Raw genomic sequence first — 15,318 nt, 5'->3', positions numbered from 1 at the left:
GCACGAGGTTGCTCCGATGAAACATCTCCTGTCCGTTCTGTCGCCCACGCTGACCGTGGCGGTGCTGGCGCTGCCGCCGGCCGCGCACGCCGCAGACACCGATCCGGCCCCCAGCGCCGGCCTGTTCGGCGACCGCACCCAAGTGAGCGTGGGCGCCGGCGCGATGCTGACCCCGCGCTATGCCGGCTCCGCCGACGACCGCGTGCAGGCGGTGCCGGTGTTTTCGATACAGCGCGGCATCCTGTTCGCGGACACGCTGCGCGGCGCCGGCGTCCAGTTCCAGAACGCGCACGGCTTCTCCGCCAGCCAGTCGTTCGGCTACGACCTGGGCCGCCTGCAGCGCAACAGCAGCTGGCGCCCCGGCTCCAAGCGCCTGGCCGGCATGGGCGACGTGCCTGGCGCGATCACCGCGCGCAGCCTGGTCATGCAGCAGCTCACCCCGTACCTGGCGCTGGACGCCGAGGCGGAGTTCGCGCTGAAGGACGGTGCGCGCCGCAACCGCTACCGCGCCGGCGCGCGCTTCACCCTGCTGCAGGCCGCGGCCGACAACGTGACCCTGGACCTGGACGCGCACGTCGGCGACCGCCGCTTCAACCAGGCGTATTTCGGCGTTACCGAGGCGCAAAGCCTGACCAGCGGATTCCAACCGCACCGTGCCGATGCCGGCGTGTACGCCTACACCGTCGGCGCCGAATGGGATCACACCCTGTCGCCGCACTGGACCGCCTCGCTGCTGCTCAACGCCACCCGCTACGTCGGCCCCGCCGACGGCAGCCCGGTGGTGCGTCGCCGCGCCGCTGCCGGCGGCGGCGCCACCGTCACCTACACCTTCTGAACGTTCCCGGGACACCGCCGATCATGACCCTGCGCCCCACCCTGCTTCTCACGCTGTGCCTGCCGCTGGCCGTGCTGGCGCTGTCCGGCTGCGGCCGCGAGGCCGCACCGCCCGCCGACGCGCCGCGCGCGGTCAAGCTGGAAACCGTCGGCAGCGATGCCGCGCGCGACAGCACCCGCTACCTCGCCCAGGTGCGCCAGCAACAACGCGCCGATCTCGGCTTCGAAGGCGGCGGCCGCATCGCCGCCATCGCCGTGGACGTGGGCGACCGCGTGCGCGCCGGCCAGGTGCTCGCACGCCTGGACCCGGAACCGAACAACCTGCGCCTGCAGCAGGCCGAGGCCGGCGTCGGCATCGCCGCGGCAGACCTGCAGCAGCAGCAGACCCAGCTCGCCCAGCAGCAGGCCATGTTCGACGACGGCGCCGCCTCGGCCGCGACCCTGACCGCGGCCAAGAGCGCCTTCGCCGCGGCGCAGGCGAAGGTCCGCAGCGCGCAGTCGGACCTGGCGCTGGCGCGCCGCGCGGTGCGTCAATCGGAACTGCGCGCACCGTTCGACGGCAGCGTGGTGGCACGCCTGCAGCAGCCCGACAGTCTTGTGAGCGCGGGCCAGCCGGTCCTGCAACTGGACGGCGCCGATCGCGCGCAGGTGCTGGCGACGCTGCCGGCCGATCGCGCGGCGGCGCTGCAACCGGGCCAAAGCGTCCTCGCCTACCGCAGCAGCGCACCGCAGCAGGCGCTGCCGCTGCGCCTGCGCAGCGTGTCCGAACGCTTGGACGGCGGGGCCACCGTGCAGGCGCTGTTCGACAGCACCGGCGCCGACGCGGCGCAGCCGCGCAGCGGCGAATCGCTGCTGCTGGCCCTGCCCGACAGCGCCGCCGATCAGGCGCCGAGCGTGCCGTTGAGCGCGCTGATCCCGAGCATGGCCGACGGCCAGACCATGCTGTTCGTGTACCGCCAGGACAGCGGCAGCGTGCGCCGCCGCCAGGTCGTCACCGGGCACGCCGAGGGCGGCCGCGTGCAGATCCTGCGTGGCCTGGCTCCGGGCGAGCGCATCGTCGCCGCTGGCGCCGCCTTCCTTCACGACGGCCAGCACGTCGTGCCGTTCCGTCCCACCACCCGCCTCGGCACCACCTCGCCATGAACCTGACCCGCGCCACCTTGCAATCGAGCCGCCTGGCGCTGTTCAGCGCCGCCCTGATCCTGATCGGCGGCATCGTCACCTTTCTCGGTTTCCCCTCGCAGGAGGAACCCAGCGTGACCGTGCGCGATGCGATCGTGCAGGTCGGTTACCCCGGCATGCCCAGCGAGCGCGTGGAGAACCTGCTCGCGCGTCCGCTGGAGGAACGGCTGCGCGAAGTCAGCGGGCTGAAGAAGATCGTCACCACCATCCATCCCGGCAGCGCCATCGTGCAGGTCACCGCCCAGGACAGCGTCAAGGACCTGCCGGCGTTGTGGCAGCGGGTGCGCAGCAAGGCGGCCGAGGCCGGTGCCGAGCTGCCCGCGGGTACGCAGGGGCCGCTGGTCGACGACGACTTCGGCCGCGTCGCCATCGCCTCGATCGCCGTCACCGCGCCCGGCTTCAACACCGCCGAGATGCTCGGGCCGCTGCGGCAGATGCGTGCTCAGCTGTACGCCGTGCCGGGCGTCGAGCGGGTCACCTTCCACGGCCTGCGGGACGAGCGCGTCTATGTCGCCTTCGACCGCACCAGGCTGGGCGAGGCCGGCCTCACGCCGGCCGCGGTCGCGCAGCAACTGCGCGCGCAGAACGTGGTCGCCGGTGGCGGCCTGGTCGCCGCGTCGGGCATGGCGATGACCGTGACCACCTCCGGCGAAGTGCGCGACCTCGACGACCTGCGCAATGCCCCGATCGCGACGCAGGGCGCCGACGGCCCACGGCAGATCCCGCTGGCGCACCTGGCGCGGATCGAGCTGATGCCGGTGGATCCGCCGGAGGCCGGCGCCATCTACCAGGGCCAGCCGGCGGTGGTGGTGGCGGTGTCGATGGCGCCGGGCAACAACGTCGCCGAGGTCGGCAAGGCGCTGCGCCGCACCCTGGGCGAGACCGCCAAGATGCTGCCGGTGGGTTTCGCACAGCACGTGGTCACCTTCCAGGCCGACGTGGTCGAGCGCGAGATGGGCAAGATGCATCACGTGATGGGCGAGACCATCGTCATCGTGATGGCGGTGGTGATGCTGTTTCTCGGCTGGCGCACCGGCCTGATCGTCGGCGCGATCGTGCCATTGACCATCCTCGGCGCGCTGATCGCGATGCGGGTGCTGGGCGTGGAACTGCAGACCGTGTCCATCGCCGCGATCATCCTGGCGCTGGGCCTGCTGGTGGACAACGGCATCGTCATCGCCGAGGACATCGAGCGGCGCCTGGCCGCCGGCGAGGAACGCCGCGCCGCCTGCGAGGCCGCCGGCCGCAGCCTGGCGATCCCGCTGCTGACCTCCTCGCTGGTGATCGTGCTGGCGTTCTCGCCGTTCTTCTTCGGCCAGACCAGCACCAACGAATACATGCGCTCGCTGGCGATCGTGCTGGCGGTGACCCTGCTCGGCTCGTGGCTGCTCAGCATCACCATCACCCCGCTGCTGTGCATGTACTTCGCCCGCGCGCATGTCGCGCCGGCCGATGGACATGGCGACAGCTACACCTCCAAGCCGTACCGGCTGTACCGGCGCACGATCGAGGCGCTGCTGGCGCACAAGGCGCTGTTCCTGGGCAGCATGCTCGCCCTGCTCGCCCTGGCGGTGACCGTGCTGGCCTCGGTGCCGTACAGCTTCCTGCCCAAGTCCGACCGCCTGCAGTTCCAGATGCCGGTGACCCTGCAACCGGGCAGCGATGCGCGCGAGACCCTGCGCACCATGCAGTCGATCAGCCAGTGGCTGGCCGACCGTCGGCAGAACCCGCAGATCGTCGACAGCATCGGCTACGTCGCCGACGGCGGTCCGCGCATCGTGCTCGGGCTGAACCCGCCGCTGCCGGCGGCCAACATCGCCTACTTCACCGTCAGCGTGCGGCCGGGCAGCGACATCGACGCGCTGATCGCCAAGGTGCGCTCCCGCCTGCGCCAGGCCTACCCGGCGGTACGCGCCGAGCCCAAGCGATTCTCCCTGGGCTCGACCGAATCCGGCGTGGCGATCTACCGGGTGATCGGTCCGGACGAAACGCAACTGCGCCGTATCGCCGCCGGCATCGCCGACGCCCTGCGTGCCCTGCCCGGCACGCTGGACGTCAGCGACGACTGGGACAGCCGCATTCCGCGCTACGTGGTGCAGGTGGACCAGGCCAAGGCGCGCCGCGCCGGCGTCGCCAGCGAGGACATCGCCCAGGCGCTGCAACTGCGCTATGGCGGCGTGGACGCCTCGGTGATCCACGACGACGGCAGCTCCGTGCCGATCGTGCTGCGCGGCGACAGCGACCCGCATGCACGCGGCGGCAATCCCGGCGACACGCCGATCTACCCGTCCTCCGGCGCCGCGCCGCTACCGCTGGCGGCGATCGCCGACATCCAACTGAGTTCGGAACCCTCGACGATCCAGCGCCGCAACCTGAGCCGCGCCATCACCATCACCGGCCGCAACCCGGACCTGACCACCGACCAGGTGGTGGACGCACTGGCCGACAAGGTCGCGGCGCTGCGCCTGCCGCCGGGCTACCGCATCGAGATGGGTGGCGAACTGGAGGACGCCGCCGAAGCCAACCAGGCGCTGCTGCAATACATGCCGCATGCGCTGGGCGCGATCCTGCTGCTGTTCGTGTGGCAGTTCAATTCGTTCCGCAAGCTGTTCATCGTGGTCGCCAGCATTCCGTTCGTGTTGATCGGCGCCACCCTCGCCCTGCTGGTCACCGGTTATCCGTTCGGCTTCATGGCCACCTTCGGTCTGCTCGCGCTGGCCGGCATCATCGTCAACAACGCGGTGCTGCTGCTCGAACGGATCGAGGCCGAACTGGCCGATGGCCTGAGCCGGCACGAGGCGGTGATCGCCGCCGCGGTCAAGCGCCTGCGCCCGATCGTGATGACCAAGCTGACCTGCATCGTCGGCCTGATCCCGCTGATGCTGTTCGCCGGGCCGCTTTGGACCGGCATGGCCATCACCATGATCGGCGGCCTGGCCCTGGGCACGCTGGTGACCCTGGGGGTGATTCCGGTGCTGTACGACCTGCTGTTCGCACGCCGCGCCGGCAAGCCGGCGAAGGTCGCGGCATGAAGCGGCGGCGCTGGCACCGCGCGATCCTGGCCTGTGTCGTGCTGTGCATGGCGATGTGCACCGGCGGCTGTGCCAGCGTCACCCTGCAACGCGTGGATGCGGCGCGCTACATCCAGGCCAAGCGCGGCGACGCGCTGAGCACCGCGCGCCCCAGCGATGCCGCGCTGCAGACACTGAACGTGGCCGGCCTCGACGCGGCACGCTGCACGGCGACGGTGCCGCCGTGCATCGACCGGTTGCTCGGCAATGCCGACATGGACCAGGAACGTACCCTGGCGACGGCGGCGGAACTGTCGCTGCTGGCCGCACAACGTGCCGCCAGGCAACGTCCGGACAGCGATGCCACGCTGGCCGCCTGGCTGCAGACCGCGCGTTACGCCTACGCCTATCTGTTCTTCAGCGCACGCACGCCCAGCGAACGCGCTTTCGAGGAACGCCAGACCCAGGTGCGCGACTACTACAACTACGCCGTGCAGCAGGCGGTGACCGCGTTGTTCGCCCGCTACCGGCGGCATCCGCCGGCCACGCACGAGGCCGGCGCGCAGATCGCCGCCCTGCCCGACTGGACGGTGACGCTGGATGCCAGCGGCGTCGGCAACCCGCAGGACATGCCGATGCCCGAGACGATGCTGGCGGCCAGCGGCCTGCGTTTCGACGGACTGCGCAGCGTGTATCGGCGCGATGGCTTCGGCGCGGAGATGGTCGCGGTCCTGCCGCAGCCGGCGGCGGAGGCCATCCGCAGCACCGACGCCGCTCCTGTCTACAGCGACATGCCCACCCCCAACCTCACGGTGTTGCTGCGTTTCGATGGCCGCACGCTCAAGCAGGTGCTGGCCAGCCACAGCGCGCACGTGGAAGTCCACGACCCCTCGCTCGGCGATCGGGTCACGATGGGCGGTGTCGACGTGCCGCTGGCGGCCAATTTCAGCGCCGGCTACGGCGTGTGGATGGCGCGCGCCGGTTTCGCCGCGCAATCGCTGCGCACCCTGCTCGGCCTCGGGCGCGGCATCGACCGGCCGCACGTGTTCCTGACCCAGCCCTACGATCCGAACCGGCGCGTGCTGGTGCTGCTGCACGGGCTGGCCAGCAGCCCGGAAGCCTGGGTCAACCTGGCCAACGACCTGCTCGGCGATCCGCAGGTCCGCGCGCGCTATCAGATCTGGTTCGTCTACTACCCGACCAACCTGCCGATTCCCTACACCCACCTGCAGGTTCGCAACGCCCTGGAGCAGACGCTGGACCAGTTCGATCCGCAACGCCGCAGCGTCTCCGCACATGACATGGTGCTGATCGGGCACAGCATGGGCGGCGTGCTGGCGCGCTTGATGGTGTCTTCCAGCGACGGCGAGCGGCTGTGGCGAACCCTGTTCGACGGGGCGGCGCTGGATCCGCAGGCGCGCCAGGCACTGCACGCAAGGCTCGGACCGATGCTGCAGTTCGCACCGATGCCGGAAGTCTCCGAAGCGATCTTCCTGGCAACCCCGCAGCGCGGCACGCCCGAGGCCGCCGGCACGGTGGGCGAACTGGCACGCGCCGTGATCGGGCTGCCACGGCGCGTGCTCGACCAGTTCCAGGACATCGCGGGCAAGAACATGCTCGACGGGCTGCCCAACAGCATCGACAGCCTCAGCGACCACGACCCTTTCATCCTCGCCGCGGCGCAGTTGCCGATCTCACCACAGGTGACCTATCACTCCATCATCGGGCAGGAGGATCCGCGCGTGCCGCTGGCGCAGTCCAGCGACGGCATCGTGCCGTACTGGAGCGCCCACCTGCCCGGCGCCGCCTCGGAAACGGTGATCGTCTCCGGACACAGCGTGCAACGCACGCCGCAGGCGATCCTGCAGATCCGCCGGCTGCTGCATTGAACTGGTGCAGCGTTAGCCCCTCAGCGATGCAGCACCAGCCCCACCCAGCCCCTCTCCCTCCGGGAGAGGGGTTGGGGTGAGGATACGGGGCGCACAGCGCCTGCACCAATCTGGCCATGCGAGGCGACGCCCGGACCCTCATCCGCCCCTGCGGGGCACCTTCTCCCGGAGGGAGAAGGGAGCAGCCAAAGCCCCTCTCCCCTCGGGAGAGGGGTTGGGGTGAGGGTACGGGCGCCCTCGCACATCCTGGATGCAGGCAGACAAGGAACAGCAGCACCACTCGCTCGAAGAAGCCAGCGATCCACTCGGCTTCCAGCGCATGCTTGCCGCATCTCGCAGCCGCCGCACACGGCCACCGCACGCATAAAAAAACACCCGGCAGTGCCGGGTGTTTTCGAAAGTGGCGTCCCCACGGGGATTCGAACCCCGGTCGCCACCGTGAAAGGGTGATGTCCTAGGCCTCTAGACGATGGGGACGCGGATAACGATGTTGCTTTGCGGACGGCCTATGTCCGAAAAGTTGGTGGAGCCAGCCGGGATCGAACCGGCGACCTCTTGCATGCCATGCAAGCGCTCTCCCAGCTGAGCTATGGCCCCACGTGTACTGGCAGAAGCGGAATCTTACCCGACTTTCTTCCGATGTACAAACCCCGCACTCAGTGCGTTCGGCAGAGCCGAACCCGGATGCGCGCGAGGAATTCCTGCGAAAAATGGCGTCCCCACGGGGATTCGAACCCCGGTCGCCACCGTGAAAGGGTGATGTCCTAGGCCTCTAGACGATGGGGACGCTGTGTACCGATGTCGCCTTTGCGGACGGCCTATGTCCGAAAAGTTGGTGGAGCCAGCCGGGATCGAACCGGCGACCTCTTGCATGCCATGCAAGCGCTCTCCCAGCTGAGCTATGGCCCCACGTGCTGCGAGGAGCGGAATATTAACGATCGTGATCGGCACACGCAAGCGTTTTTTTCGGAACGTTCGCGACGCCGCACACGCCCTCGCCACGACCGGCTGCATCCGCGCGCACGCCTGCATTGCGCGACGTCTGCGCCTCACGTCCAACGATGGAGGCGACCTGCGGAACTCGCCGCACACGGCCCCAATCCGCCTCCGCAGCCCTCCGCCACTCGTGTCGATGATTGCCGATATCGGCACAACGGGTGGATTTGCGCGCCCCTTGCGCGGTCGGCAGCAACCGAATGCTTCGCCTAACGTGCGACGCACATAGAGAGATGTGCTCGGGAAGTACCCATGGCCACTGCCATTCCCCCCGCCTCCTCCAACGACGGCAAATACAGATGCGCTGGCGGCGCGGCCGAACTGTCGGCTATACTCCGCGGCCGCGCCGAAGTGGCGGAATCGGTAGACGCAGCGGACTCAAAATCCGCCGCCCTTAAAAGCGTGTGGGTTCGAGTCCCACCTTCGGCACCAGGACTACGGCAGCTTCGGCTGCCGTTTGTTTTTTGCGCGACCGCCGCGGCGCACGTCGGCGTCGATCACAGGTAAACGCTTCATCTTCCTGCGCCCGTTTGTCTAGGCGGTGGCAGTGACGGTCCCGCTATACTTTCCGTTCCCAAACCTTAACGAGCAAGCGATGTCGGCATTGCGGGGCCTGCGTATCCTGGTGGTCGAGAACGACGAGATGAACGCCACGCTGCTTGAGTTGCAGCTTGCCCAGGCCGGTGCCGAGGTGGTCGGCATTGCCGCATCCGTGCAGCAGGCCCTTGCGCTGATCGACAGCGAGCGCCCGGACCGGGCGGTGCTCGACTTCCGCCTCTCCGCCGGCGAGACCAGCGAACCGGTGGCCCGGGCGCTCAGCGAACGTGGCACCCCCTTCGTGCTCGCCACCGGCGTGGCCGCCGACGCGCTCCCTCCCGGTTTTGCCGCCGGTGTGGTACTGACCAAGCCCTACCTGTCCGAGCAGCTGATCAAGGCCTTGCAGGACGCTCACGCCAAGACGACCACGCGCCCCTGAGAATCCTCGGCCGTAAGCCCGCCGCCTGGCGGGAACGCTTCGAGGAACTCCGCCATCAACGCCAAGGACTGTTCGCCGCCTCCTGTCCGGTTTCCCGCCGGCAGCGCCACGGGGGCCTTGCTGCGCGCCATCGATTGGCGTGAGCACGAACTGGGCCCGATGGAGCACTGGCCGCGGAGCCTGCTCACGGCGCTGTCGATCTGCCTGAACTCGCGGTTCCCGATGGCGGTGCGTTGGGGCGAGCGCCAGTTCAACCTGTACAACGACGCTTACGTGCCGATCCTCGGGTTGCGGCACCCGCAAGGGTTCGCGCGGCCGATGGAAGAGGTATGGCCGGACGTGTGGCCCGAGGTGCGGGCGCAGGCCGACCAGGTGATGGCCAGCGGCGAATCGACCTGGAACGAACATATTCCGTTGACGATGATGCGCAACGGCTACGGCGAGCAGGTGTATTTCACCTTCTCCTACAGCCCGCTGTTCGACGACGAGGGCCGCATCGCCGGCGTGCTGTGCGTGTGCACCGAGGATACGGCGCGGATCACCCTGGCGCGCGAACGCGACACGCTGCTGAAGGCGCTGGACGCGCAACGTGCGCAGATGGCCGATGCCTTCGAGCAGTCGCCGGCGGCGCTGGCGATCCTGCGCGGCCCGGATTACGTGATCGAGACCGTCAACCGGCGCTACCAGCAGCTGGTCGGACCGCGCGAGGTGGTCGGCCGGCCGCTGACCGAGGCCATCCCCGAAATCCAGCATCAGGGCGTCATTGGCCTGCTCGACAACGTCCGCACCAGCGGCGTGCCATTCATCGACGAGTCGATGACCTTCCAGCTGTGCCGCAGTCCGCACGAAGCGACCTCGGACACCACGCTGGAATGCGTGTACCAGCCGATGCACGACGCCGAGGGCCGGGTCAGCGGAATCCTGGTGCATGGCATCGACCGCACCGAACAGGCGCGCGCGCAGGCGCACGACAGCTTCCTGCTGATGCTCGAGGACACCCTGCAGAACCTGCACAGCACCGAAGCCATCTGCGAGACCGGTGCCGCCCTGCTCGGCCAGCACCTCGGCGCCAATCGCTGCGCCTACGCGATCGTCGAGGCCGACGAGGACGAGTTCGACGTGCGCGCCGACTACGTCGACGGCGCCTCGCACCTGACCGGGCGCTCGCGCTTCAGCGATTTCGGCAGCGACCTGCTGGACTGCATGCGCGAAAACCGGCCGTGGGTGGTGCAGGACACCGAGACCCACCAGCCGCCGATGCGCCTGGACGACCAGAACTACCGTCGTCTAGGCATGCGCGCCGTGCTGACCGCACCGCTGCACAAGGCCGGCCGCCTGGTGGCCGCGATCGGCGTGCACCAGGCCCAGCCGCGCGTGTGGACCTCGGCCGAGATCGAGCTGGTGCGGCTGGTGGCGGCGCGCTGCTGGGAATCGATGCAACGCGCGGGCGCGCAAAGCGCACTGGCCAGCAGTGCCGCGCGCCTGAGCGAACTGGCCGATGCGATGCCGCAGATCGTGTTCACCGCCATGCCCGACGGCCACGTCGACTACTTCAACCGCCGCTGGTACGAGTACACCGGGCTGCCGGTCGGCGAGGCCGGCTACGACAGCTGGCGCCATGTGCACACCGAGGAAGGCCTGGCGCGGGTGATGGAGGTGTGGCCGGAAGCGCTGCGCAGCGGCAAGCCGTACGAGATCGAGTACCCGCTGCGCCGCCACGACGGCGAATACCGCTGGCATCTCGGCCGCGCCCTGCCGATCCGCGACGACAGCGGCCGCATCGTGCGCTGGATCGGCACCAACACCGACATCCACGACCGCCGTCTGGTCGAGCAGCGCCTGCAGGAAAGCGAACTGCGCTTCCGCCAGCTGTGCGACAACGCGCCGGTGATGATCTGGATGTCCGATGCCGACGGCGACTGCGAATACATCAGCCGCCAGTGGTATCTGTTCACCGGGCAGAGCGAGCAGGAGGCGCTGGGCAGCGGCTGGCAGGAAATGATCCATGCCGACGACCTGGCCACGGTCGGCCGCACCCTCGCGCGCGCCTGCGCCGACCGCCGCGCCTACACCGTGGAATACCGCCTGCGCCGCCACGACGGCGAGTACCGCTGGTGCGTGGACACCGCCACGCCGCGCTTCAGTTCGTCCGGCCAGTTCCTGGGCTTCATCGGCTCGCTGCTGGACATCGCCGAGCGCAAGCGCATCGAGAATGCCACCACCGCCGAGCGTGCGGCGCTGGAGATGATCACCACCGGCAAGCCGCTGAGCACGGTGCTGGAGGCGATCGCGCGCGGCATCGAGTCGCAGAGCGATGTCGGCCTGCGCTGCACCATCATGCTGGTCGACGAGCACCGCCAGTGCCTGCTGGAAGGCGCCGCGCCGAGCATGCCGCCCGCCTTCCGCAAGGCGGTGCAGCGCCTGCCGATCGACCCCAACACCGGCTGCTGCGGGCGCGCGGCCTACCTGCGCCGGCAGGTGCTGTGCAGCGACGTGCGGGTGAACCCGCATTGGCAGGCGTATCTGGCGACCGCCCTGGAGGCGGACATCGTCGCCTGCTGCTCGACGCCGATCCTGGCCAGCGACGGCGAAGTGCTGGGCGTGGTCGCGCTGTACTACCCGTTCGTGCATTACCCCAACCCGCACGAACAGGATCTTGCGCGCTCCGCCTCGCACCTGGCCGGCATCATCATCGAGCGCCGCGGCACCGACCTGCGCCTGCAGCAACTGCTCGCCGCCGAGCAGAGCGCGCGCAGCGAGGCCGAACGCGCCAGCCGCATGAAGGACGAGTTCCTGGCCACGCTCAGCCACGAGCTGCGCACGCCGCTGAACGCGATCCTGGGCTGGTCGCGGCTGATGCAGGACGATGCGGTGCGCCAGAAGGACCTGACCAAGGGCCTGGAGGTGATCGAGCGCAGCGCGCATTCGCAGGCGCAGATCATCGACGACCTGTTGGACATGAGCGCCATCCTGTCCGGCAAGGTCCGCCTGGAGGCCGGCGAGTTGGACCTGCGCGCACTGCTCAGCGAGACCATCGATGCGGCGCGCCCCGGCGCGCAGAACAAGGGCATCGACATCGTGCTGGTCGCCGACGAAGCGACCGCCCTGCCCTATCTGGGCGATCGGGTGCGGCTGCAGCAGGTGCTGACCAATCTGATCGGCAACGCCATCAAGTTCACCCCCAGCGCCGGCACGGTCACGGTGACCCTGGACAGCACCAGCACCCACGTCCGCATCGCCGTCGGCGATACCGGCATCGGCATCGACCCGGCGTTCCTGCCGCACGTGTTCGACCGCTTCCGCCAGGCCGACGCCAGCAGCACGCGCAGCGCTGGCGGCCTCGGCCTGGGCCTGGCGATCGCCAAGCAGCTGGCCGAACTGCATCAGGGACAGTTGTCGGTCAGCAGCGACGGCGTCGGCCTCGGCGCAACCTTCACCCTGCTACTGCCGCGCAACGACGTGCAGAGCCTGGATCCGATCCGCCGTGGCAACGACGCCGCGCTGTCCGGCAGCATGCTGCGGCGTGACGGCATTCGCCTGGATGGCGTGCGCGTGCTAGTGGTGGACGACGACATGGATTCGCGGGGTGTCACCCAGCGCTTCCTGCAGGAAGCCGGCGCCGTGGTCGAGGCCGCGGTCTGCGCCGACGATGCCGAAGCGCTGCTGCGCGAACGGCCGTATGCGCTGCTGGTCAGCGACGTCGGCATGCCGCGCCGCGACGGCCACAGCCTGATCCGCAGCATCCGCGCCCGTGGCGCCGGCGCGGCCAGCCGCATCCCGGCCATCGCGCTGACCGCCTACGTGCGCAGCGAGGATCGCGCGCTGGCCCTGGAGGCCGGCTTCGATGCGCACCTGGGCAAGCCGGTGGATCCGGTCAAGCTGCTCGGGCTGGCCGCATCGCTGGTGGCGCCGGCACCGGCCGCGCTCGCCACCGACCAGAGCCAAAGCGCCGAATCGGCCTGAGTCGGCGCTGCGCGGCCGCACCGTGTGGCCGGCACTGGATGCACCGGCGCGAGCGCGCCGGATTTTTTCTGCTGGAACCTCAGCTGCGCTTGGCGCGCGCGAACGCGTCGGCCAGCGCGCTGTTGACCGGCGCCGCGGCAGCCGGCCGCGGCTTGGCATTGCCGCCGCCCGCATTGCCACGCCCGTCGCGCTCGCGCCGCGGCGGGCCGCCGGCGCCACGTGCGTCGCGGTCGCGGTCGGTCGGACGCGCCGGCGCCGGCGTGTCGTCCAGGCGCCGGGTCAGCGCGATGCGCTTGCGCGCCACGTCCACTTCCAGCACCTTGACCTTGACGATGTCGCCGGCCTTGACCACGTCGCGCGGATCCTTGACGTAGCTGTCCGAGAGCGCGGAGATGTGCACCAGGCCATCCTGATGCACGCCGATGTCGACGAACGCGCCGAAGGCGGCGACGTTGCTGACCACGCCTTCCAGCACCATGCCCGGCTTGAGGTCCTTGATGTCCTCCACGCCGTCGGCGAAGCGCGCCGCCTTGAACTCCGGGCGCGGGTCGCGGCCCGGCTTTTCCAGTTCCTTGAGGATGTCGCGCACCGTCGGCAGGCCGAACTTCTCGTCGGTGAACTGGTCCGGCTTGAGGCCGCGCAGGAAGCCGCCATCGCCGATCAGCGCCTTGATCGGCTTGCCGGTGGCACCGACGATGCGCTCCACCACCGGATAGGCTTCCGGGTGCACCGCCGAAGCGTCCAGCGGCTCCTCGCCATCGGCGATGCGCAGGAAGCCGGCGCATTGTTCGAACGTCTTGTCGCCCAGCCGCGGCACCTTGAGCAGGTCCTTGCGGCGCTTGAACGGGCCGTTGTCGTCGCGGTGGCGCACGATGTTCTCGGCCACGCTCGACGACAGCCCGGACACGCGCGACAGCAGCGCCGCCGAGGCGGTGTTGACGTACACGCCGACCGCGTTCACGCAGTCCTCCACCCTGGCGTCCAGCGCCCGCGCCAGGCGATACTGGTCGACGTCGTGCTGGTACTGGCCCACGCCGATCGCCTTGGGCTCGATCTTGACCAGTTCCGCCAGCGGATCCTGCAGGCGCCGCGCGATCGACACCGCGCCGCGCAGCGACACGTCGAGCTGCGGGAACTCCTTGGCGGCGAACTCGGACGCCGAATACACCGAGGCGCCGGCCTCGCTGACCACGATCTTTTCCAGCTTCAGCTGCGGGTTCTGCTTGATCAGGTCTGCGGCCAGCTTGTCGGTCTCGCGGCTGGCGGTGCCGTTGCCGATTGCGATCAGCTCCACGCCATGCTGCGTGCACAGCTGCCGCAGCGTGTGCAGCGACTGATCCCACTGCCGGCGCGGCTCGTGCGGATAGATGGTGTCGGTGGCCAGCAACTTGCCGGTGGCGTCGACCACCGCGATCTTGCAACCGGTACGGATGCCCGGGTCCAGGCCCAGGGTCACGCGCGGCCCGGCCGGCGCCGCCAGCATCAGATCCTGCAGGTTGTCGCCGAACACCGCGATCGCCTCGGCCTCGGCCTTTTCGCGCGCCTGGTTGAACAGATCCAGCAGCAGGTGCATGTGCAGCTTGGCGCGCCAGGTCAGGCGACAGGCATCCAGCAGCCAGCGGTCGCCCGGGCGGCCCTGGTTGGCGATGCCGGCGCGCAGCGCGACGCGGCCTTCGGCGTACTGGTGGCCGGCTTCGGCCTCGCTGCCGGGATCCAGTTCCAGATACACGATCTCCTCGCGGCGCGCGCGGAACAGCGCCAGCAATCGGTGCGAAGGAATCTTGGCCAGTGCTTCGGCGTGATCGAAGTAGTCGCGGTACTTGGCGCCTTCCTGCTCCTTGCCCTCGGCCACGCGGGCGCGGATGACGCCCACCTCGCCCAGCCAGGTGCGCAGTTCGCCGACCAGTGCGGCATCCTCGCCCCAGCGCTCCATCAGGATCGCGCGCGCGCCTTCCAGCGCGGCCTTGACGTCGGCCACGCCCCTGTCGGCATCGACGAAGCCGGCGGCGAAGGTTTCCGGCACCTGGCTCGGATCGGCCAGCAGGCCATCGGCGAGCGGTTCCAGCCCGGCCTCGCGGGCGATCTGCGCGCGCGTGCGCCGCTTGGGCTTGTATGGCAGGTACAGGTCTTCCAGTCGCGACTTGGTGTCGGCTGCGACGATCTCCGCACGCAGTTCGTCGCTGAGCTTGCCCTGCTCGGCGATGCTGGCGAGCACCGCGGCGCGGCGCTCTTCCAGTTCGCGCAGATAGGTCAGGCGCACTTCCAGGTTGCGCAACTGGGTGTCGTCGAGCCCGCCGGTGACTTCCTTGCGGTAGCGTGCGATGAACGGGACGCTGGCACCCTCGTCGAGCAAGGCGATGGCGGCGCGCGCCTGCGCCGGCTGCGCGCCGATCTCGGCGGCGATGGTGTTGGCGATCTGCTGGGCGAGCTGAGTGTCGTGCATTGCGTCCGGCCGAAGCCGCCTTGC

Annotated in this window: 7 protein-coding genes and 5 tRNA genes; 7 read left to right on the top strand and 5 right to left on the bottom strand. The window is 69.6% G+C overall.

Annotation, left to right across the window (positions count from 1 at the left end; translation table 11 throughout):
* The first annotated feature begins 16 nt into the window (after window positions 1-16).
* The 4 genes from SLW52_RS13800 to SLW52_RS13785 are packed head-to-tail and all read left to right on the top strand — an operon-like array spanning window position 17 to window position 6,916.
* A complete protein-coding gene (locus SLW52_RS13800) occupies window positions 17-835 on the top strand; it encodes a MipA/OmpV family protein (protein ID WP_320740306.1) in 819 nt (272 codons plus the stop codon).
* A 23-nt stretch (window positions 836-858) separates the two neighbouring features.
* Window positions 859-1,977, top strand: coding sequence for an efflux RND transporter periplasmic adaptor subunit (locus SLW52_RS13795; protein WP_267122481.1), 1,119 nt, complete (start codon window positions 859-861; stop codon window positions 1,975-1,977).
* A complete protein-coding gene (locus SLW52_RS13790; RefSeq protein ID WP_320740307.1) occupies window positions 1,974-5,048 on the top strand; it encodes an efflux RND transporter permease subunit in 3,075 nt (1,024 codons plus the stop codon). Before SLW52_RS13795 ends, SLW52_RS13790 begins: the two co-directional genes overlap by 4 nt.
* Entirely contained in the window at window positions 5,045-6,916 is a 1,872-nt protein-coding gene (locus SLW52_RS13785) for an alpha/beta hydrolase (RefSeq protein WP_320740308.1), read from the top strand. The genes SLW52_RS13790 and SLW52_RS13785 overlap by 4 nt, the downstream gene beginning before the upstream one ends.
* Before the next feature lie 401 nt (window positions 6,917-7,317).
* Here the strand turns inward: SLW52_RS13785 and SLW52_RS13780 are convergent.
* From SLW52_RS13780 to SLW52_RS13765, 4 genes are all read right to left on the bottom strand, one after another.
* Window positions 7,318-7,393 (bottom strand) — tRNA-Glu (locus SLW52_RS13780).
* Window positions 7,394-7,437: 44 nt separating this feature from the next.
* Window positions 7,438-7,513: transfer RNA gene (locus SLW52_RS13775), tRNA-Ala, on the bottom strand.
* Between the two features lie 114 nt (window positions 7,514-7,627).
* Window positions 7,628-7,703 (bottom strand) — tRNA-Glu (locus SLW52_RS13770).
* Window positions 7,704-7,749: 46 nt separating this feature from the next.
* Window positions 7,750-7,825, bottom strand: a tRNA-Ala gene (locus SLW52_RS13765).
* 432 nt (window positions 7,826-8,257) lie between these two features.
* Here SLW52_RS13765 and SLW52_RS13760 point away from each other — a divergent pair.
* From SLW52_RS13760 to SLW52_RS13750, 3 genes are all read left to right on the top strand, one after another.
* Window positions 8,258-8,344, top strand: a tRNA-Leu gene (locus SLW52_RS13760).
* A 163-nt stretch (window positions 8,345-8,507) separates the two neighbouring features.
* Window positions 8,508-8,888, top strand: coding sequence for a response regulator (locus tag SLW52_RS13755; protein WP_043092069.1), 381 nt, complete (start codon window positions 8,508-8,510; stop codon window positions 8,886-8,888).
* A 159-nt stretch (window positions 8,889-9,047) separates the two neighbouring features.
* Window positions 9,048-12,851 carry a PAS domain-containing protein gene (locus SLW52_RS13750; protein WP_320744248.1) on the top strand — a complete coding sequence of 1,268 codons (3,804 nt, stop codon included), beginning with the start codon at window positions 9,048-9,050 and terminating at the stop codon, window positions 12,849-12,851.
* Between the two features lie 79 nt (window positions 12,852-12,930).
* Here the strand turns inward: SLW52_RS13750 and SLW52_RS13745 are convergent, their stop codons facing one another.
* Window positions 12,931-15,294, bottom strand: coding sequence for a Tex family protein (locus SLW52_RS13745; RefSeq protein WP_267098541.1), 2,364 nt, complete (start codon window positions 15,292-15,294; stop codon window positions 12,931-12,933).
* Window positions 15,295-15,318: the final 24 nt, after the last annotated feature.

Origin of the sequence: Xanthomonas sp. LF02-5 (genome assembly GCF_034105325.1) — a bacterium.
GTDB classification, from domain to species: Bacteria; Pseudomonadota; Gammaproteobacteria; order Xanthomonadales; family Xanthomonadaceae; genus Xanthomonas_A; species Xanthomonas_A sontii.
This window is presented reverse-complemented; position numbering and strand designations above follow the sequence as displayed.

Coding starts and splice junctions, on each gene's coding strand:
- SLW52_RS13800 (WP_320740306.1), top strand. CDS start 17: ATGAAACATCTCCTGTCCGTTCTGTCGCCCACGCTGACCGTGGCGGTG.
- SLW52_RS13795 (WP_267122481.1), top strand. CDS start 859: ATGACCCTGCGCCCCACCCTGCTTCTCACGCTGTGCCTGCCGCTGGCC.
- SLW52_RS13790 (WP_320740307.1), top strand. CDS start 1,974: ATGAACCTGACCCGCGCCACCTTGCAATCGAGCCGCCTGGCGCTGTTC.
- SLW52_RS13785 (WP_320740308.1), top strand. CDS start 5,045: ATGAAGCGGCGGCGCTGGCACCGCGCGATCCTGGCCTGTGTCGTGCTG.
- SLW52_RS13755 (WP_043092069.1), top strand. CDS start 8,508: ATGTCGGCATTGCGGGGCCTGCGTATCCTGGTGGTCGAGAACGACGAG.
- SLW52_RS13750 (WP_320744248.1), top strand. CDS start 9,048: ATGGAGCACTGGCCGCGGAGCCTGCTCACGGCGCTGTCGATCTGCCTG.
- SLW52_RS13745 (WP_267098541.1), bottom strand. CDS start 15,294: ATGCACGACACTCAGCTCGCCCAGCAGATCGCCAACACCATCGCCGCC.